The organism is Pseudomonas sp. 57B-090624 (assembly GCF_003234055.1).
Lineage (GTDB): Bacteria > Pseudomonadota > Gammaproteobacteria > Pseudomonadales > Pseudomonadaceae > Metapseudomonas > Metapseudomonas tohonis.
Map to the genome: position 1 here is coordinate 98,086 of NZ_QKRU01000011.1, position 19,469 is coordinate 117,554.

Annotated in this window: 17 protein-coding genes; 11 read left to right on the top strand and 6 right to left on the bottom strand. The window is 67.9% G+C overall.

All coding sequences use genetic code 11. The features are described 5' to 3' along the window. Positions 1 to 132 precede the first annotated feature (132 nt). The 5 genes from DMX10_RS07600 (at position 133) to putP (ending at position 6,323) form a co-directional block, all read left to right on the top strand. The gene (locus DMX10_RS07600) at positions 133 to 819 is read left to right on the top strand and encodes a methylamine utilization protein (protein WP_236204467.1); all 687 of its coding nucleotides are present in this window, start codon (positions 133 to 135) and stop codon (positions 817 to 819) included. Beyond that, complete coding sequence (locus DMX10_RS07605; protein ID WP_111260529.1) at positions 806 to 3,148, top strand: bifunctional diguanylate cyclase/phosphodiesterase; 2,343 nt, start codon at positions 806 to 808, stop codon at positions 3,146 to 3,148. The genes DMX10_RS07600 and DMX10_RS07605 overlap by 14 nt, the downstream gene beginning before the upstream one ends. Continuing rightward, positions 3,145 to 3,999, top strand: coding sequence for a DUF3034 family protein (locus DMX10_RS07610; protein WP_111260530.1), 855 nt, complete (start codon positions 3,145 to 3,147; stop codon positions 3,997 to 3,999). The genes DMX10_RS07605 and DMX10_RS07610 overlap by 4 nt, the downstream gene beginning before the upstream one ends. 1 nt (position 4,000) lies before the next feature. Beyond that, positions 4,001 to 4,423 (top strand): group 1 truncated hemoglobin, encoded by a 423-nt coding sequence (locus tag DMX10_RS07615; protein ID WP_111260531.1) that lies wholly within the window; start codon positions 4,001 to 4,003, stop codon positions 4,421 to 4,423. Positions 4,424 to 4,829: 406 nt separating this feature from the next. Beyond that, the gene (putP, locus tag DMX10_RS07620) at positions 4,830 to 6,323 is read left to right on the top strand and encodes a sodium/proline symporter PutP (RefSeq protein ID WP_111260532.1); all 1,494 of its coding nucleotides are present in this window, start codon (positions 4,830 to 4,832) and stop codon (positions 6,321 to 6,323) included. A 465-nt stretch (positions 6,324 to 6,788) separates the two neighbouring features. On the opposite strand, the gene dctM is transcribed toward putP, so the two are convergent. The 4 genes from dctM to DMX10_RS07640 form a co-directional block, all read right to left on the bottom strand. After that, a complete protein-coding gene (gene dctM, locus DMX10_RS07625) occupies positions 6,789 to 8,072 on the bottom strand; it encodes a C4-dicarboxylate TRAP transporter large permease protein DctM (protein ID WP_111260533.1) in 1,284 nt (427 codons plus the stop codon). Beyond that, positions 8,069 to 8,701 carry a TRAP transporter small permease gene (locus DMX10_RS07630; RefSeq protein ID WP_111260534.1) on the bottom strand — a complete coding sequence of 211 codons (633 nt, stop codon included), beginning with the start codon at positions 8,699 to 8,701 and terminating at the stop codon, positions 8,069 to 8,071. Before DMX10_RS07630 ends, dctM begins: the two co-directional genes overlap by 4 nt. A gap of 61 nt (positions 8,702 to 8,762) precedes the next feature. Beyond that, on the bottom strand, positions 8,763 to 9,758 hold the full coding sequence (dctP, locus tag DMX10_RS07635) for a C4-dicarboxylate TRAP substrate-binding protein DctP (RefSeq protein WP_111260535.1): 996 nt from the start codon (positions 9,756 to 9,758) through the stop codon (positions 8,763 to 8,765). Positions 9,759 to 10,077: 319 nt separating this feature from the next. Then, positions 10,078 to 10,974: a LysR substrate-binding domain-containing protein gene (locus DMX10_RS07640; RefSeq protein WP_111260536.1), complete on the bottom strand. Its 897-nt coding sequence runs from the start codon at positions 10,972 to 10,974 to the stop codon at positions 10,078 to 10,080. Between the two features lie 138 nt (positions 10,975 to 11,112). Here DMX10_RS07640 and DMX10_RS07645 point away from each other — a divergent pair, with 138 nt between their 5' ends. The 3 genes from DMX10_RS07645 (at position 11,113) to DMX10_RS07655 (ending at position 12,629) form a co-directional block, all read left to right on the top strand. Further along, on the top strand, positions 11,113 to 11,751 hold the full coding sequence (locus DMX10_RS07645; protein ID WP_111260537.1) for an FMN-dependent NADH-azoreductase: 639 nt from the start codon (positions 11,113 to 11,115) through the stop codon (positions 11,749 to 11,751). Between the two features lie 10 nt (positions 11,752 to 11,761). Further along, positions 11,762 to 12,067 carry a multidrug efflux SMR transporter gene (locus tag DMX10_RS07650; RefSeq protein WP_111260538.1) on the top strand — a complete coding sequence of 102 codons (306 nt, stop codon included), beginning with the start codon at positions 11,762 to 11,764 and terminating at the stop codon, positions 12,065 to 12,067. A 343-nt stretch (positions 12,068 to 12,410) separates the two neighbouring features. Then, positions 12,411 to 12,629, top strand: a complete 219-nt coding sequence (locus tag DMX10_RS07655; RefSeq protein WP_021222097.1) for a VF530 family DNA-binding protein — start codon at positions 12,411 to 12,413, stop codon at positions 12,627 to 12,629. Between the two features lie 4 nt (positions 12,630 to 12,633). Here DMX10_RS07655 and DMX10_RS07660 read toward each other — a convergent pair whose 3' ends face one another. Continuing rightward, on the bottom strand, positions 12,634 to 15,741 hold the full coding sequence (locus DMX10_RS07660) for a transglycosylase domain-containing protein (protein WP_111260539.1): 3,108 nt from the start codon (positions 15,739 to 15,741) through the stop codon (positions 12,634 to 12,636). Between the two features lie 99 nt (positions 15,742 to 15,840). On the opposite strand from DMX10_RS07660, the gene DMX10_RS07665 reads away from it, so the two are divergent. Further along, positions 15,841 to 16,515: a bifunctional 2-polyprenyl-6-hydroxyphenol methylase/3-demethylubiquinol 3-O-methyltransferase UbiG gene (locus tag DMX10_RS07665; protein ID WP_111260540.1), complete on the top strand. Its 675-nt coding sequence runs from the start codon at positions 15,841 to 15,843 to the stop codon at positions 16,513 to 16,515. Here DMX10_RS07665 and DMX10_RS07670 read toward each other — a convergent pair. Continuing rightward, a complete protein-coding gene (locus DMX10_RS07670; RefSeq protein WP_111260541.1) occupies positions 16,506 to 17,684 on the bottom strand; it encodes an OpgC family protein in 1,179 nt (392 codons plus the stop codon). The genes DMX10_RS07665 and DMX10_RS07670 overlap by 10 nt on opposite strands. A 189-nt stretch (positions 17,685 to 17,873) precedes the next feature. Here DMX10_RS07670 and DMX10_RS07675 point away from each other — a divergent pair, with 189 nt between their 5' ends. Then, positions 17,874 to 18,410, top strand: a complete 537-nt coding sequence (locus DMX10_RS07675) for a cysteine hydrolase family protein (RefSeq protein ID WP_111260542.1) — start codon at positions 17,874 to 17,876, stop codon at positions 18,408 to 18,410. A gap of 11 nt (positions 18,411 to 18,421) precedes the next feature. Next, positions 18,422 to 19,243: an aldo/keto reductase gene (locus tag DMX10_RS07680; protein WP_111260543.1), complete on the top strand. Its 822-nt coding sequence runs from the start codon at positions 18,422 to 18,424 to the stop codon at positions 19,241 to 19,243. The last annotated feature ends 226 nt before the right edge of the window (positions 19,244 to 19,469 follow it).

Consider the following 19,469-nt stretch of genomic DNA (forward strand, 5'->3'; position numbering starts at 1 on the left):
GGCCAGTTGCTTCCGTCCCCCGCGTGAAGTTCCGCCGATCGACAGCTAATCTGCAATCCAACTGGTTCGCACAGGCCAGGGGCATGGCGCACGAACCGGCCCCTGCCAGCCGTTGAAAGGGTGGAAGACGACATGCTGCGCTTCACTCCATGGGCCCCCGTGGTGGGCCTGATCGGTCTTTTGTGTTGCCTGGGCGGTACGCTCTCGGCGGCAACCCTGCAGGCCGAGGTGGTCGATGGCCATGGCCAGCCGCTGGGCGATGCGGTGCTCAGCCTGAAGGGCCCCACCGGCAGCCTCCCCCTTCCCGACAAGGGCGTGATGGACCAGCGCGACAAGCAATTCGCCCCCTACGTACTGGCGGTGCGCACCGGCACCGCCGTGAGCTTCCCCAACAGCGACAACATCCGCCACCACGTCTACTCCTTCTCACCGGCCAAGCGCTTCGAGCTGCGCCTCTACCAGGGCACGCCGGCGGCCCCGGTGGTGTTCGACAAGCCCGGCGTCGTGGTGCTCGGCTGCAACATCCATGACTGGATGCTGGGCTACGTCTACATCACCGACGACCCCTTCTTCGCCGTCACCGATGACACCGGCCGCCTGGCCCTCGACCTGCCGCCGGGGCGCTATGTCGCCAGCCTCTGGCACCCCCAGATCGCCAACATGCTCCCGGTCGCGGTGGGAGAGATCGAGATACCCGCCAGCGGCCTGCAGCGGCGTTTCCCGCTGACGCTGCAGGGGGCGCCGGCCGCGCAACCTCCCGCGCCGCAGGAGAAAGGCTTCGGCGCCGCATTCAAGAGGGCCACGGGTGAGGCTCAGTAACAGCTTCCAGGCGCGCATCGCCTGTGTCCTCATTCTCCTGCTGCTGGTGGTGATCGGCGCGCTGTATTTCGCCGTCAAGGTCGCCACCGGCGCCGCCGTACAGGCCCAGGCGCGCGAGGAGCTGGACATAGGCGGGCGCGTCTTCGAGCGCCTGCTGGAGTCGCGCAGTCGCCAGCTGCACGATGCCGTGCAGGTACTGGCGGCCGACTTCGGCTTCAAGGAGGCCGTCGCCAGCGGTGACGAGGAAACCATCCGCTCCGCCCTGGGCAATTCCGGTGCACGCATCAACGCCGGTGCGGTCATGCTCCTGGGCATGGACGGCAAGCTGCAGGTCTCCACCGCCGGGCAACTCGGCAACGACTCCTCGGCGCGCCTCGCCGAACTGATGCAGGAGCACCAGCGCAATGGAGGGCAGGGCCTGCTGCAACCCATCGACGACGACATCTACCTGCTGGTCGAGGCCAACGTCACCGCGCCCATCCCCATCGCCCGCGTGGTCATGGGCTTCCGCCTGGACGCCGACTTCGCCAGCGAGATGCGCGATCTGACCCATCTGGACATGAGCCTGGTGGCGACCCAGGTGGGCAAGCCGGACATCTGGCTCAGCACGCTGCCGGGCGACATCGAGGAGGCGCTCAGGAGCGAGATCAAGACCCGCGATGGCGACATCCTGCGCATCGGCGAGCAGCGCTACATGGATCGCCGCCTGGTGCTGTCCAGCGGGGCGGACTACCAGGTGCTGCTGCTCCTGCACAAATCCCTGGAGCAGGCCCAGGAGGCCTTCGCGCCGCTGGACCGGGACATCCTGCTGATCGCCCTCTGCGCGCTGCTCGGCTCCCTCGCCGGCGCGCTGCTGCTGGCCCGCAGCGTTTCGCAGCCGGTGCGGCAACTGGCCCTCGCGACCCGGCGCATCGGTGAAGGCGACTACCAGAGCACCGTCGAACTGCACCGATCCGACGAGCTCGGGCAGCTCGCCGGCGCCATCAACCGCATGCGCGAGGACATCGCCGAGCGCGAGCGCCAGCTCGCCCACAACGCCCTGCACGATTCGCTCACCGGCCTGCCCAATCGCGCCCTGGCGCTCGACCGGCTGGGCAGCGCCATCACCGCCGAACGTCCCACCGCGCTGCTGCACCTGGGCATCGGCAATTTCCGCGCGGTCAACGAAGCCTGCGGGCCAGGCGGCGGCGACCTGGCCCTGCAGCAGATCTGCCGGCGCCTGCAGGCCACCTTGCGGCCCGGCGACAGCCTGGCGCGCCTGGTGGCCGACGAATTCCTCCTGCTGCTCGAAGGCGCCGACCGCGACAGCGCGGTGGCCGCGGCGGACAAGCTCCAGCAACTGCTGCTCCGCCCTCTGCGCGTTGGCAGCCTCGACGTTGCCATCGACTCGCGCATCGGCATCGCCTGTTACCCCGCCGACGGCGGCACGCCGGACGAACTGCTGCGTCGCGCCAGCATCGCCATGCAGGACGCCGCCCAGGCGCCCGGCCACCTGCAGCTCTACCAGCAGGGCCGTGACGACGCCCAGCAGCGCCAGGTGGTGCTGATCCGCGACCTGCGCCACGCTGCCGGGCGCGGCGAGCTGTTGCTGCACTACCAGCCCAAGCTCGACATCGCCGAAGGCCGGGTGCTCCAGGCCGAGGCGCTGCTGCGCTGGCAGCACCGGCAGTTCGGCATGGTCTCGCCCGGCGAATTCATCCCGCTGGCCGAGCGCACCGGCAGCATCCAGTCGCTCACCGCCTGGGTCATCGAAGAGGTGCTGCGCCAGCTCCAGGAATGGGCCGGGCGGGGGCTGGATCTGCAGGTCTCGTTGAACATCTCCGCCGAGGACCTGATGAGCCGCGACCTGGTCGAGCGGGTATCGGCCCTGCTGCACAGCTACCGCGTGCACCCCGAGCAGGTGGTCTTCGAGGTCACCGAAAGCGCGGTCATGGGCGACCCCGTGCAGGCGCTCCGCGTGCTCAACGGCCTGCGCGATTTGGGCATCAGCCTGTCGGTGGACGATTTCGGCACCGGCTACTCCTCCCTCGCGCAACTGAAAAGCATGCCGGTGCAGGAGTTGAAGATCGACCAGTCCTTCATCCGCGAACTGGACGAGACCAGCGAGGATGCGGTCATCGTCCGCTCCACCATCGAGATGAGCCACAGCCTCGGCCTCAAGGTGGTCGCCGAGGGCGTCGAGCACGCCCACAGCCTGCGCCTGCTCGAACGCTGGCGCTGCGACACCGCCCAGGGCTACCTGATCAGCCGGCCGCTGTCGGCCAGCGCCTTCGAGGCCTGGATCGCCCAGCCGCTCCGTTCCCCCCTCGCCGCAGTGAACTGCCCATGAACTCGATCCTCGCCCTGTTCATCGCATTGACCCTGCCCGTCGCCGCGATCGCCGACGACGGGCGCCTGCTGGCCACCGGCGGCGCGACCAGCGTCGAAGGCGCCGCCGGTGGCGGCATCACCCCTTGGGCGGTGCTGGCCGGTTATGGCGAGAAAGGCGAGTGGGGCGCCACGGCATTCGCCACCCGGGTCGAGACCGGCGACTACCGCCTCGACGCCGCCGGGGTGGCCGCATCCTGGGACAACCGCGTGGAGCTGTCCTACGCCCGCCAGCGCTTCGACCTCGGCACCCTGGCCCGCGACCTGGCGCTGCCGGAGAACACCCTCAGCCAGGACGTGCTGGGGCTCAAGGTGCGGCTGTTCGGCGATCTGATCTACGACACGCTGCCGCAGGTCTCCCTGGGCCTGCAGTACAAGCGGCAGAAGGATTTCCTCATCCCTTCCCTGGTCGGTGCCCGGCGCGACGAAGACACCGAGGGCTACCTCGCCGTCAGCCGCCTCATCCTCGGCGGCGCCTTCGGCTACAACCTGCTGCTCAATGGCGGGCTGCGCTACAGCCGGGCCAACGAGCTGGGCCTGCTGGGCTTCGGTGGTGACCGCCGCGACGAGCGCTCGCTGCTCAAGGAGGGCGCCATCGCCGTGCTGCCCGACCGCCACTGGGCCGTTGGCGTCGAGTACCGGGAAAAGCCCGACAACCTGAGCTTCGCCGGTGAAAGCGACTGGGCGGACCTGTTCATCGGCTACTTCCCCAACAAGAACCTGGCGGTGGTGCTGGCTTATGCCCGCCTCGGCGAGATCGCCACCCTCGACCACCAGGACGGCGTCTACCTATCCGTGCAGGGGAGCTTCTGACATGCACCGCCTGACGCTCGCCGTCGCGCTGGCCCTGGTGGCCGCCTGTGCCCAGCAGCCGCCCAGGGACGACAGCCTGTACCAGGACCTGGGCGGCAAGGCCGGCATCACCCGGATCGTCGAAGGCATGCTGCTGAACATCGCCGGGGACCCGCGCATCGTCGAGCACTTCCGCAACATCGACATCGAACGCCTGCGCGACAAGCTGGTGGAGCAGTTCTGCGTCGAGGCGGGTGGCCCCTGCCGATACACCGGCGACAGCATGGAGGAGAGCCACAAGGGCCAGCAGCTCACCGAAAGCGACTTCAACGCCCTGGTGGAGAACCTGCAGGACGCCATGGATGCCGAGGGCATCGCCAGCCGCACGCAGAACCGCCTGCTCGCGCGCCTCGCTCCGATGCGCGGTCAGGTCATCCGCAAGTAGCATTGCAGAGCGGTGGTTGCACCTTGTGGTGCAACCGGGTTGCACGTCTTGTCGGACAGTCGGAGGATTTGGCAATAACTCCGGAGCTTTTCGAAAGAAAAGCAGGCCTGCGCTCTCTACATTCCGCTGTCCCTTTCGCGCGCCCGGGTCGACACTTGACCGGGAGGCGATCCGACGTAGCCAGACCGGACCAGGATGACACGGTGCAGTCCGGGTGGCTGGGCGTCTCGTCCTGCGGCGAGGCATGACGCCTGAGCACCGATGACGGGCAGAGGTTGCACCCCAAGGGTTGCGCCGGGCCTGCAAACCAATCGGTAATTGCCACGAGCAACTGCCAAATGCCAACCAGAGAGATGCGGAATACCCGTCCCGTCTCAATAACAACAAACGACAGGGGAGACCCCCAATGAGTATGAGCAACCCGATGCTGATCACCTTCGTGATCTATATCGCTGCCATGGTTCTGATCGGCTTCGTGGCCTATCGTTCCACCAACAACCTCTCCGACTACATCCTCGGTGGCCGCAGCCTCGGCAGCTTCGTCACCGCGCTGTCGGCCGGCGCTTCCGACATGAGCGGCTGGCTGCTGATGGGCCTGCCGGGCGCCATCTACCTCTCCGGCCTGTCCGAGGCCTGGATCGCCATCGGCCTGATCGTCGGTGCCTACCTCAACTGGCTGCTGGTGGCCGGCCGCCTGCGCGTGCAGACCGAGCACAACGGCAACGCCCTGACCCTGCCGGACTTCTTCACCAACCGCTTCGAAGACCACAGCCGCGTCCTGCGCATCTTCTCCGCCGTGGTGATCCTGGTGTTCTTCACCATCTACTGCGCCTCCGGCATCGTCGCCGGCGCCCGCCTGTTCGAAAGCACCTTCGGCCTGTCCTACGAGACCGCGCTGTGGGCCGGTGCCGCCGCCACCATCGCCTACACCTTCGTCGGTGGCTTCCTGGCGGTGAGCTGGACCGACACCGTGCAGGCGACCCTGATGATCTTCGCCCTGATCCTCACCCCGGTCGTGGTGATGATGATCAACGGCGGCATCGAGCCGACCTTCGCCGCCATCGAGCTGCAGGACGCCGCCCACTTCGACATGCTCAAGGGCGCCACCTTCATCGGCGTGATCTCGCTGATGGCCTGGGGCCTGGGCTACTTCGGCCAGCCGCACATCCTGGCGCGCTTCATGGCCGCCGATTCGGTGAAGTCCATCCCCAACGCCCGTCGCATCTCCATGACCTGGATGATCGCCTGCCTGGGCGGCGCGGTCGCCGTCGGCTTCTTCGGCATCGCCTACTTCTCCGCGCACCCGGACGTGGCCGGCCCGGTCACCGCCAACCCCGAGCGCGTGTTCATCGAACTGGCCAAGCTGCTGTTCAACCCCTGGGTGGCCGGCGTGCTGCTGTCCGCCATCCTGGCGGCCGTGATGTCCACCCTGAGCTGCCAGCTGCTGGTGTGCTCCAGCGCCCTGACCGAAGACTTCTACAAGGCCTTCTTCCGCAAGAACGCCAGCCAGAGCGAACTGGTCTGGGTCGGCCGCGCCATGGTGCTGCTGGTGGCCGTGATCGCCATCGCCATCGCCTCCAACCCCGAGAGCAAGGTGCTGGGCCTGGTGTCCTACGCCTGGGCCGGCTTCGGTGCCGCCTTCGGCCCGGTGGTGATCCTCTCCCTGGTGTGGAAGGGCATGACCCGCAACGGTGCCCTGGCGGGCATGATGCTGGGCGCCGTCACCGTGATCCTGTGGAAGAACCTCCTCGGCTGGACCGGCCTGTACGAAATCATCCCGGGCTTCATCCTCGCCACCCTCGGCATCCTGATCTTCAGCCGCATCGGCAACGGCCCCTCCGCCGCGATGATCAAGCGCTTCGACGAAGCCGAGAAGGAATACCAGGACGCCAGCGCCTGATGCCTTGAGCGCCCGGGACGCAGAGCCCGGGCAGCGAAGAGTTTGATAGTGCTTCAACGGCCCTCGTCCTCGGACCTGGGCCGTTTTTTTTTAGCGGTGCCTGCATCAGGTGTTGCCGGGAGCTCTCGAGTTCAGCCGATTGCCGAGTTCCGCTGGGGCTTTCGGTTTCGCCCCTCCCCAGGCGAGTCCCTCGCTTCATCATCGATGTGCGCATCACGCTCGGTGCGAAGCGGCTTCCGTAGGGGGGGGGGCGAGCGAAGCGAAACCCACGCGGTGAGCGTGACAGGGCACCATGAATACCCTGAAGGCATCGTGCTTGAGCGTGTTCGTCGAGCCCGCGACGGATGACGCAGACAGGCATTCTTTATGCCCGCAGACATCCCCGCCCCACGGGGGCGGGGCGAGTTGCACCTTGTGGAAGGGAAAGGCCCGGCGCAGGGCCGGGCCTGGTCGCATCGCGAATGATCAGCTCATGCCCAGCCAGGTGGGCAGTGCCAGGGAGATCCAGGGCACGTAGGTGATGAGCAGCAGGAAGGTGAGCAGGATCATCAGCCAGGGCATGGCGGCGCGGATGGTGGCGGTGAGCGGCATGCCCGTCACCGCGGAGGTGACGAACAGGTTGAGGCCCACGGGCGGGGTGATCAGGCCGATCTCCATGTTCACGACCATGATGATGCCGAGGTGGATCGGGTCGATGCCCAGCTTCATGGCGATGGGGAAGAGGATGGGCGCGAGGATCAGGATGATCGCCGAGGGTTCCATGAAGGCGCCGGCCACCAGCAGCACGATATTGACCATGAGCAGGAACATGAAGGGGGTGAGCCCCGCTTCGATGACCCAGGCAGTGATCTGCTGGGGCAGTTGCTCGGTGGTCAGCACATGGGCGAAGAGCATGGCGTTGGCGATGATGAACATCAGCATGATCGACAGCTTGCCCGACTCCAGCAGCACCTTCGGCGCCTCGCTGAGCTTCATGTCCTTGTAGACGAACAGCGCGATGAAGGCCGAATAGACGGCGGCCACGGCGGCGGCCTCGGTCGGCGTGAACATGCCGGAATAGATGCCGCCGAGGATGATCACCATCAGCAGCAGGCCCCAGATCGCCTTGCGCGCGGCGCTGAGCCATTCGCGGAAGGTGGCGCGGGGCATCGCCGGCAGGTTCTTCTTCACCGCGATGATGTAGATCGCCACCATCAGCACCGCGCCCAGCAGCAGGCCGGGGACGACGCCGGCCATGAACAGCTTGCCCACCGAGGTTTCGGTGGCGGCAGCGTAGACCACCATCACGATGGACGGCGGAATGAGGATGCCCAGGGTGCCCGCGTTGCACACGATGCCGGCGCCGAATGCCTGCGGGTAGCCGGAGCGCACCATGCCGGCGATGGCGATGGAGCCCACCGCGGCCACCGTGGCGGGGCTCGAGCCCGAGAGCGCGGCGAACAGCATGCACGCCAGCACCGCCGCGATGGCGAGACCGCCACGGATGTGACCGACGCAGGCGTTGGCGAAGTCGATCAGGCGCTTGGCCACGCCGCCGGTGGTCATGAAGGCGCCGGCCAGCAGGAAGAAGGGAATGGCCAGCAGGGTGTAGTGCTCGGAGGTCTCGAACAGCTTGATCGCCAGCGAGCGCACCGAGTCGGGGCTGAACAGCATGATGGTCACCGAGCCCGCGAGGCCCAGTGAAATGGCGATGGGCACGCCGATGAACATCAGCAGGAACAGCAGCAGGAAGAGGAACAGGATGGTCATTGCTTGCCTTCCTCGTGCTCGGTGAGTTTCAGCGCGTCGGCGGCTTCGTCGGCCAGGCCGAGGCCGGTTTGCTGGTTCTGCAGCAGGCGCACGAGGATTTCACCGTAGCGGATGAACACCATGGCGAAGCCGAAGGGCACGATGAGCGCGATATGCCATTGCATGACGCCGTAGTGGCCGAGGTCTTCCGCGCCTATGGCGGCGGTGAACAGGGTCTGCACCCATTCGAAGCTGGCCACGCCCAGCAGGCCGGCATAGGCCAGGCAGCAGAGGCAGGCGATGATGCCGATGATGCGTTGGACCTTGTGTGGGGTGAGCTTGACCAGGGCGTCGACGCCGATGTGGCCGGCGGTGCGCACGCCGTAGGAAAGGCCGAAGAAGATCAGCCAGGCGAACAGGGCCTTGGTCAGCGAGGTGCTCCAGGTCATGGCCTGGGCCATGCCCATGATGCTGTCGCCGATGGCGAAGAGGCGCTCGCTGGCGCCCTCCCAGCGGTCGGCGAGGCTGTAGAACAGGGTGTAGAGGTTGTTGAGGATCACGTAGACGAAGGTGACCAGCGTCATGGCCGCCAGGAGGAAGGCGATGAAGCCTTCCTCGAAGTGGTCCCAGACGCGCCTTAGGGTGTTCATGGATGGCGTCTCCCGAGCTGTGGAAGCGGTGCCGGCGCGGTGGGCCCGCGCCGGCCGGCGTTTACTGGGCCTGGTTGGCCGCTTCGGCGGCCTTGATCAGGTCGGCGCCGATCTCGCCTTCGAACTTCTTCCACACCGGCTTCATCGCGTCGCGCCACTCGTTGCGCTGCTCGGGGGTGAGCTCGATGATCTCGCTGGTCTTGGCGTCGATGATGCGCTGCTTGTCACCCTGGTTGAGGGCTTCGGCCTGCTTGTTCACCTCGGCGGTGACTTCCTGGGTGATCTTCTCCAGCTCGCTGCGTACATCCGGCGGCAGGCCGTTCCAGAAGGTGGTGTTGGTGATCAGCATGTAGTCGAGCACACCGTGGTTGGACTCGGTGATGTACTTCTGCACTTCATGCATCTTCTGCGAGTAGATGTTCGACCAGGGGTTCTCGGCGCCGTTGACCACGCCGGTCTGCAGGCCCTGGTAGACCTCGGCGAAGCTCATCTTGCGCGGGTTGGCGCGCACGGCCTTGAACTGCTCCTCGAGCACGGCGGAGGCCTGCACGCGGAACTTCAGGCCGCGTGCATCCTTGGGCTCGCGCAGGGGCTTGTTGGCCGAGAGCTGCTTCATGCCGTTGTGCCAGTAACCCAGCCCGGTGATGTTCTTGCTCTCCATGGACTTCAGCAGGCCCTGGCCCTCGGGGCTGAGCTGGAAGCGGTCGACGGCCTGGATGTCGTCGAACAGGAAGGGCAGGTCGAACAGCTGCACCTGCTTGGTGTACTGCTCGAACTTGGCCAGCGACGGCGCGATCATCTGCACGTCGCCCAGGAGCAGCGCTTCCATTTCCTTGCCGTCGCCGAAGAGCGAGGAGTTCGGGTAGACCTCGACCCTGACCTTGCCGGGCAGGCGTTCCTCCGCGAGCTTCTTGAACAGCAGCGCGCCCTGGCCCTTGGGCGTGTGTTCGGCGACGACGTGGGAGAACTTGATGACGATGGGGTCGGCAGCATGCGCCAGGCTGGCGGCACCCAGGGCGAGTGCGCAGGCGAGAGCTTTTAGCGTGGGTTTGAACATGGGACTTCCTCTTGTAGTTGTGAGCAGATCCATGCGCGCGTAGCGCAACAACGGCTGACAAGAGCAAGTCTAGGCGCTGGCCAGGGGGGAAGCGGTCAGTACCCGGATCACGGCCAGTCTTGTTCTTGTCGGCTCGCTGGCGATCCGATGGCAAGTCCCGTACCAGCCGCGCGGTCAGGTCCGGATGCCCGGGTCTCGAGGCGCTTGGCGGTGAATCCGGGCGGGCAGGAAGTGGCGGAAATCCGCCCATTTATCGTGTTTGGATGGCGACAATCCGCCGGGTCCGGGCGCCTGCCGTGGCCGCTCCATGCAAGCCGGGTCAGGGTTGCCGTATCGAACCGCATTCGTGGCTCAACCAGTCGAAGAACGCCTTCACCGGCGGGTGCCGCTCGCGGCCGGGGACGCAGAGGGTGGAATACCCCGCGCCCTCGACGCTGATCTCCGGCCGGTAGGGCACCAGCAGGCCGCTGGCGACGCTTTCGGACACCAGGATGGAGCTCGCCAGCACCAGCCCCTGGCCGGCGATGGCGGCTTGCAGGGCGTAGTGCTCCTCGTCGTATTCGCGTTGCGCCGCGGTCTCCAGCAGGCGCTGCTCGCCGGCGGCCTGGCACCAGGCCTTCCAGCCCAGTTCGTAGAGCTGCGCGTTGCGCCAGCGGATGGTGATCAGCGTCGGCTGGCGGTTGCCCAGCTCGGCCACCAGCGCCGGCGAGCCGTAGACGCCGAAGCACTCGTCCAGCAGGCACTGGCTGTGCAGGCTGGGGTAGCTGCCGATGCCGTAGCGGATCACCAGGTCGATGCTGGCGTCCTGGTGCAGGTCCACCAGGGTATTGCGGGTGTCCAGGCGCAGGCTGATCGAAGGGTGCGCGGCATAGAAGCGCCCCAGTCGCGGGATCAGCCAGAGCGCGGCGAAGGCCGGTGTGGTGGACAGGGTCAACTGGCCGCCGCTGCGCTGCGGGCGCAACTGGTCGAGGGTCTGGGTCACGTCCAGCAGCGCCCCGTGCAGGCTGCCGAACAGCTGCTGGCCACAGGCGGTCAGGCGCACGCTGCGGGGCAGGCGCTCGAACAGCGGCACCCCGAGCCAGCCTTCCAGGCTGCGGATCTGGTGGGACACCGCCGTCGGCGTCACCGCCAGCTCCTCGGCGGCGGCCTTGAAGCTCAGCAGGCGGGCGGCGGACTCGAAGGTGCGCAGGGCGGTCAGGGGCAGGTTGGCGAACATCTGGGCTCCACGGATGAAATGGATTCATCCTGATGAACTATCGGTCATTTGTCCGGGAAAACGGCTGGCCCTAGCTTAGTGCCTGTATTCAGGCCGGTCACCGGCCGCGAAGAAATGACCCGGACCCAGGAGTAACAGATGAATCGCATTCTCTCGATCCAAGGCAGCCCCCGTGGCGAACGTTCCCACTCGCGCCGCCTGCAGGACGCCTTCCTCGCTGCCTGGCAGGGCCAGGATGCCGCCCGCCAGGTGGTGCACCGCGAAGTCGGGCGCTCACCCATCGCGCCGGTCACCGAAGGCTGGATCGCCGCCGCCTTCCACCCCGAGCCGGAGAACCGCACCGAGGTGATGAAGGCCGACCTGGCCCTGAGCGACCTGCTGGTGGACGAAGTCTTCGCCGCCGACGGCCTGGTGATCTCGGCGCCCATGTACAACTTCGGCATACCCAGCGGAGTCAAGGCCTGGGTCGACCAGATCGTGCGCATCCGCCGCACCTTCGACTTCGACCCGAGCCGCCCCGGCAACCCCTACACACCACTGGTGCTGGGGCGCAAGGCGCTGATCATCACCACCCGTGGCGACCACGGCTACGGCCCCGGCGGCGCCAATGCCCACATGAACCACGCCGACACCTACCTGCGCACCGTGCTCGGCTACATCGGCATCACCGAGGTCACCGTGGTGGCGGTGGAGAACGACGAGTTCGGCGGCGACGCCTTCCAGCAGTCCTACCAGCGTGCCGAGCGCGCCCTGGTGGAACTGGCCGAGGTCTTCTGAGGAGGTCGCCATGGCCTGGCTGTTCCTGCTGATCGCGGCGTTCTTCGAAGTGCTCTTCGCCATGAGCATGAAGTACGCCAACGGCTTCACCCAACCGCTGCCCAGCGCCCTGGTGGTGCTGGCGGCCATCGCCGGCATCTACTTCCTTACCCTGGCCATGCGCGTGCTGCCGGTGAGCGTCGCCTACCCGATCTGGACCGCCATCGGCACCCTCGGCACCGTCATCCTCGGCGTGGCGCTGCTGGGCGAATCCATCACCCCGATGAAGCTGCTGTCGGTGGCGCTGATCATCGCCGGGGTGGCGGGGTTGAAGTGATCAGGGCCGCCACTGGGCATGATCGATGCGTGGTGGAGCCGCTTTTTACCTCCACCAAAGGTTGCCGGGCTTGGCACGTTCTTGTGTCTGATGCGCCCCATCGATGGGTTTCGTACCTCTACCCATCCTACGAAGGCCGCCGTCACGCGCGTGCCGAGCCCGTAGGATGGGTAGAGCGAAGCGAAACCCATGCTGACGCACGCTTCGCGAATGGATTCGCTCCCGCGATGGCGGCACTGCGCGCCGCTTGGCGACTGAAGTCGCCCCTACGGGAGGTTCCCCTTCGCAAGGCACGGCCATTGCCCTAAGCTGCCACGCTCTCCCACCCCATCGAGGCGTTTACGTGAGCTCCCAAGACCCCCTGCACGGCATGACCCTGGCGAAGATCCTCGAAGAGCTGGTCGCCAAGTACGGCTGGGACGGCCTGGCCAAGCGCATCGATATCCGCTGCTTCAAGAGCGACCCGAGCATCAAGTCGAGCCTGACCTTCCTGCGCAAGACGCCCTGGGCGCGTGAGAAGGTCGAGTCGCTGTTCATCGACGTGCGCCGCCGCCAGGAGTGAACCCTCAGAGCCGGCTGGCCTGCACCGAGGCTTCCGGCATCTGGCACAGGGTGGCGCGGCCGGGTTCCAGGTAGGGCTGGAGGATGGGCGCCATGCCCTTCATCACCTGCACCGGCAGCGCCGAGGTGAAGCGGAAGTTCGAGGCCTGGCTGCCTGCCACGTAGGCGGTCAGCGTGCCGAAGTGCCGGGGCCCCAGGTAGAAGACGAAGGTGGCGGTGCGGTTCAGCGCCTTGGAGCTGATCACCTGGCCGCCGCGCCCCACGGTCTGCAGGCGGTTGTCGCCGGTGCCGGTCTTGCCGCCCATCACCAGCGGCTTGCCGTCGGGCTGGGTGAAGGTGCCCTGGAGGCGTCGCGCGGTGCCGGCGTCCACCACCTGCGAGAGCGCCTCGCGCAGCGCCGTCGCCACTTCCGAGGCCATCACCCGCTTGCCCGGCACCGCCGCATGGCTGAGCTGGGTTTCATAGGGCGTGTCGGCGGCGAAGTGCAGGCGGTCGATGCGCACCGTGGGCAGGCGCACGCCGTCGTTGACGATGATCCCCATCAGTTCCGCCAGCGCCGCCGGGCGGTCGCCGGAGCTGCCCAGCGCGGTCGCCAGCGACGGCACCAGGTGATCGAACGGATAGCCCAGCTGCCGCCACTGCTGGTGGATGTCGAGGAAGGCCTCCACCTCCAGCATGATGCGGATGCGCTTGTCCCGCGCGTTCTTGCGCTGCGACTTGAACAGCCAGCCGTACACCTCGCTGCGCGGCCCGCCGCTGGCTTCCACTGCCTCGCGGTAGGTCGCCTGCGGGTGGCCCTGCAGGTAGGCCAGCAACCACAGCTCCAGCGGGTGCACCCGCGCCACGTAGCCCTGGTCGTTGAGGTTGAAGGCGCCGGGGCCATAGCGGTCGTACAGCTGGTTGATGCGCTTCTCGCCCAGCGCTTCGCTGGGCAGGCGCTCGCGCATGAAGGCGGCGAAGGTGGCGCGGTCGGCCTGGGGTTGCAGGTAGCGGTGGATGGCGGCGAGGCGCGAGGCCCAGGGGCGCAGGCCGTCGAGGAAGGTGGCCATGCGTTCGTCGGCATCCTTGCCCTTGTACTTGTTCCAGAAGCGCAGCAGGTAGGTCTGGCTCTCGCGGGAGACGAACAGGTCCAGGTAGCCCTGGCGGCGCGGGTCCTTGTCGTCGGACAGCAGCGCCACCTTGCCGCCGTCGGGGCGGTAGATGTCGTGGCGCACGATGTCGCGCAGCAGGCGTACGAAGGGCAGGTTGATCGACTCGCGCAGGGCATCGCGCAGGGTGGGGTTGCGGCCGTTGTCCTCCTTGCGGAAGTTGCTGAAGGTGTGCAGCCCGCCGCCGGTGAAGAAGCTCTCAAAGGGGCTGGCCGAGTAGGTGCGGTCCAGCGCTGCCGCCAGCATCGGCGCCAGGCTGCGGTCGCGGGTGCCGGCCAGGTAGTCCAGGGCCCAGCGGCTCAGGGCGTCCAGCGGGTCGACCCGCACCTTGCCCAGCTCCGCCGCCGGCATCTCGCCGTAGCGCGCGTGCAGCGCGGCGATGTAGTCGAGGTAGGTGGCCAGCACCCGCAGCTTGGCGGTGGAGCCGAGTTCCAGCTTGCTGCCCTCGTTGATGTCGAAGGGCTGGTCGGTGTTGTCGGTCTGCACCCGCACCTGGTTGCCCGAGGGGGTGCGCTCGAAGAGGGTGAAGCTGTAGCGCACCTCGCGGGTCTTCTCCGGCGACAGCAGGCGCTCGCCGAACAGCCCGGCCTGCTCGGCGAACGCCGGTTCGGCGAGGTCGTGCAGGTAGGTGGTGACGGCCTGCTGCAGCTCGCCCTGCAGGCTGCTGCTGGCGGCGAGGTCGAGGCGGTCGAGGTCGTACAGCGGCATCTGCAGCAGGCTCGACAGGCGCGCCCGCGCCAGGCTGACGCCCTTGTTGCCTTCGATGCGCGACAGCGCCGGCTCCTGCTGCAGGTCACGGAAGACCAGGCGCGCCTCCAGCGCCGCCCGGCCCAGGGCCGGGTGGAGCACGCCGGCGTTGCCCAGCAGGCGCAGGTGGCTGTCGGTCAGCGCCTCCAGCTCCTCGCGCCCGCGTGACAGGTAATAGGAGGGCCGACGCTGGGCGATCATCAACGACACCACCTCGCGCAGCGCCTGGCCCCGTGCCTGCAGGCGCTCGGGCTCCTGCTGGTCCTCGGCGAGAAGGCGGTTGGTGCGCTCGAAGTCGGCGCCGTACCAGACCCGCAGGCCATCGGCCATGCCGTGCACCTCGCCGTGGCCCGGCACCGCGGAGAGCGGCACGCTGTTGAGGTAGTCGAGCACCACGCGTTGCCGTGCGGCGAGGGTCTCGGGGCCGCCCTGGTAGGCGCGCACGCTGGCCGAGGCCATCTGGCGGATCTTCTCGCCTGCCGAGAGGGTGAGGCCGGAAGGCGAGTGGCGGTACTTTTCCAGCTGGGTCGCCAGGGTGCTGCCGCCGGCGCTCTGGCCGGGCATGTCGAGCACCTTGCCGGCCTGGGTCAGCGCCGCCTTGATGAAGCGCGGCCAGTCCACCGCCGGGTTGGCCAGGGGCTGGTCGGCCAGCAGGTAGCGGTTCTCGATGAACAGCAGGCTGCGGGTGAGCAGCGGCGGGATGGCGGAGAAACCGGAATACAGCTGTTGCGGGTAGCTGAAGCGGTACAGCGGCTCGCCCCGGCAGTCGCTGATGTCGATGCCCGCCTGGACCTTCTCCCGGTACGGCGGAAACAGGCCATGGCGGCTGTAGTCCATCAGCTCCGGGGAGAAACGCACCTGCCGGCGGATGGCATAGCCGCGCGCGTCGAGGCGCTGCAGCATCTGCGGCAGGTAGACGTAGCCCAGGCGCTTGTCGAAGGGGCCGTCGTGGGGGTAGAGGATGGCGTCGCTGGGGCCTTCGTCGAGGCGGTAGGTGAGGGTGGCGGCGTAGCGGCTGATTTCCCGGGACTGCAGCCAGGAGCTGCGCATTTCCTCGCGGGCTGCGTAGCCGAGCAAGGCGGCGGAGGCGAGCATGAAGCTCCAGAACGCCAGGCGGTGTTTCTTGCGGCGGGGACGACGGGAGCGCGAGGTCACGTCTTCGAGGCTACCTTTGGGTACCTGGGTGGACGATGCGTCGGTTTGCCATAAAACGCCCATGATCGGATGGCCTGGCTGGCGCGTTACCGCTCTTGTACAAAGCGTAGTTGCTGGGAACCGGAGAGCGCTCCGAAACGACGGAATACGAGGCGATCAGCCATGTCAGACGATAACCGGCAGCAGATCGAGCGCAGCTGGCGCGCCAACGCCGCCGCCTGGAGCGACGCGGTGCGTGGCGGACGCATCGAGAGCCGCCGCGTGGCGACCGACCGGGCGATGCTCGAGGCGATCGAGGCGCGTGCCCCGCAGCGGGTGCTGGACCTGGGGTGCGGCGAGGGTTGGCTGTGTCGCGCGCTGGGCGAGCGGGGCATCGCCGCCCTGGGCGTGGATGCGTCGCCCGCGCTGGTGGAGCTGGCCCGGGCTGCCGGCGGCCGTTTCGAGTGCTGTGACTACCGGGGCCTCGCCGAACAGCCCCTGCGCTTCGGCCGCTTCGATGCCGTGGTGTGCAATTTCGCCCTGCTGGACGAGGACCTGCAGCCGTTGCTGGCGGCGATCTCCCAGGCCCTCGCTCCCGGCGGCGCCCTGCTGCTGCAGACCGTCCACCCCTGGAGCGCCGCCGGCGAGGAGGGCTACCGCGATGGGTGGCGCCTGGAGACCTTCGCCGCCTTCGAGGGCGCCTTCACCGAGCCGATGCCCTGGTACTACCGCACCCTGGCGTCCTGGCTGGCGTTGCTGGGGCGCAGCGGCCTGGTGCTGGAAGCGCTGCACGAGCCCCGCCACCCCGGCAGCGGCCTGCCGCTTTCGCTGCTGTTGATCGCCCGGCCTCAGGGCTGAATGCGGTAGAGGGTGCGGGGTACCCCGTAGCCCGGGTTGGCCAGGCGCACCGGCGCGGCCTTCGGCGGCTTGCGCTGGTTGAGCCGGTTACTCAGGTCCAGCCAGCCTGCCAGGGCCGACATCAGCAGCACCCCGGCGCAGGCCAGGGCCACCTGGCCCACGGCATCGAGCGCATAGAGCGTGGCGATGGCATCGGCCAGCGGCGCCAGCAGCACGCTGAGGCAGAACACTTCCAGCGAATGCATGCCCATGCGGCACACCTCGCGGGCCGGCCAGCGGGTCAGCCAGTCGGTACGTGGCAGCAGCACGGCCACGACGTGGGCGAGGGCGAGGAAATGCAGCAGGCGCAGGGGCGAGAGATCGGTCTTGTCCAGCGGGTAGAGCACATCGCCCAGCCACTTCGGCATCCAGGCGTCATGCAGGCCCGGCACCTTCCAGCTGAGGGCGACCGCGGCGCTGAATACCAGGTAGCCGGCGGCGGCGAAGAACAGCGGCGACCTCCAGGTGGCCGGCGGTGCATCGGCCGGGCGGGCCTGGGCATGGCGCGCGGCAACGCCACCGAGAACGAAGAGGAATTGCCAGGCCAGCGGGTTGAAGAACCATTCGCCGCCCGGGTGGGAACTGAGGTTCCACCCGGGCGCGCACAGGTACAGCGCCCCGGAGAGTGCCAGGGCGGCGTAGCGCCAGCGCATCAGCAGCGGCAGGATCAACGGCAGCCCGGCCAGCAGCACGACGTACAGCGGCAGCGGGTCCATCAGGTTGGGCTTGAAGCGCAGCAGCAGTTCGTCGATCAGCGCCTGTTGCGGGTTGGCGAGGAAGTAGTCCAGGCCCATTTCGTTGATGAAGTTGCGGCTGTCCACGTGGTTGTTGGTGTAGAACACCACGCCCATCAGCACGGCGAGCAGGAAGATGTGGGCGACGTACAGCACCCACACGCGGCGCAGTACGCGCAGGCAGGCCACCGCGTAGCCGTCGCGCAGCAGCAGCTTGCCGTAGGCGAGCACGGCCGCGTAGCCGGCGAGGAAGACGAAGATCTCCGCCGCGTCGCTGAAGCCGACGTTGCGGGGCGTGACCTGGCCGAGCGGGTTGTGCGGTATGTGGTCCCAGAAGATGAACACCAGGGCCAGCCCTCGGAAGAAATCGATACGGAGGTCGCGTCCTGTCTGCATGGCGGCGTACTCGCGGCAAGTCCCGCCCGGGCTGGGCGAGCGGTGGGTCCTGATGGTTCTGACTGCGGCCCCGGGGCGAGTTTCCCCATGCAAGACGGACGGTCGTGCCCGCCCCGACGCACGGCTTTACCGACGCGGCGGGAAGCCGCACTATCCGCGCGTTTCGATGCGTGCATTCAAGGAGTGGAAATGAGCAAGGCATTGCTGGTCGTGGACATGCAGGCGGGGCTGTTCCTCACCCCCCCGGAGCCCTGGCGCGCCGGGCAGGTACTGGAGCGGATCAACCGCCTGGCCGACCGTGCACGCAGCGCCGGGGTGCCGGTGATCTACGTGCAGCACGACGGCGAGCCCGGCAGCGAGCTGGAGCCCGGCTGCATCGGCTGGCAGCTGCACCCGGGGCTGGAGCGAGGCGACAACGACTGGGTGCTTCGCAAGACCGCCTGCGACGCCTTCTTCGAGACCGAGCTCAAGTCCACCCTGGAGAAGCTCTACGTCACCGACCTGGTGGTGACCGGCTACGCCACGGAATTCTGCGTCGATACCTCCATCCGCCGTGCCGCCAGCGAGGGCTTCAACGTCATCCTGGCCAGCGATGCGCACACCACCCGCGACCGGCCGCACCAGAGCGCCGAGGCGATAGTCGCCCACCACAACTGGGTCTGGGGCGAGTTCATCCAGCCCCGCAACCCCATGCGCCTGCAGCAGGCCGAAGACATTCATTTCTGAGGAGAACCGCCATGGGCAGCATCACCTTCCCCGACGGCACCGCCGTACCCGCCATCGGCCAGGGCACCTGGCACATGGGCGAGCGCCCCGACCAGCGCGCCCGCGAAGTCGCCGGGCTGCGCCTGGGCCTGGAGCTGGGCATGAGCCTGATCGACACCGCCGAGATGTATGCCGAAGGCGGCGCGGAGCAGGTGGTGGGCGAGGCCATCGCGGGGCATCGCGAGCAGGTCTTCCTGGTCAGCAAGGTCTACCCGTGGAACGCTAGCCGCACGGGCGTCGAGCAGGCCTGCGAACGCAGCCTCAAGCGCCTGGGCACCGACCGCATCGACCTCTACCTGCTGCACTGGCCGGGCGAGCATCCGCTGGAGGAAACGGTGGAAGGCTTCGAGCGCCTGCGCGAGCAGGGCAAGATCCTGCGCTGGGGCGTCTCCAACTTCGACCTGGCCGACCTGCAGGGCCTGCCCGCTGGCTGCGCCGCCAACCAGGTGCTGTACAACCCCGAGTCGCGCGGCATCGAGTTCGACCTGCTGCCCTGGCAGCAGCGCCAGCGCCTGCCGCTCATGGCCTACTGCCCGGTGGGGCAGGGCGGCAGCCTGCTGCGTGATGCGGCGTTGCTGGAAGTCGCCCGCCGTCACGAGGCCACCCCGGCGCAGGTGGCCCTGGCCTGGGCGCTGCGCCAGGACGGCGTGATCGCCATTCCCAAGGCGGTCGATCCCGTGCACATCCGGCAGAACGCCCGCGCTGCCGATCTCGGCCTGAGCGCCGACGACCTCGCCCTGATCGACCGCGCCTACCCGGCGCCGACCCGCAAGCAGCGACTGGACATGGTCTGACCCCCTTCGCACCCTAGGTGGGCGCCGAGCGCAGCTGTGTGGGTGCGCGGGTGGGCGTAGGGTGGGCTTCAGCCCACCGTTTTTTCGGCGGGCACGAGGCTTGGCTGATCACGGAGCCCGGAGGGTGGGCTGGGCGGCGCTCCGCGAGCGGAGCGAAACTCGTCTCCCTGCAGCGATCTCCCGGTCCTATCCGGCCAATATCCGAAGAAGCGCCTGTCACCTAGAT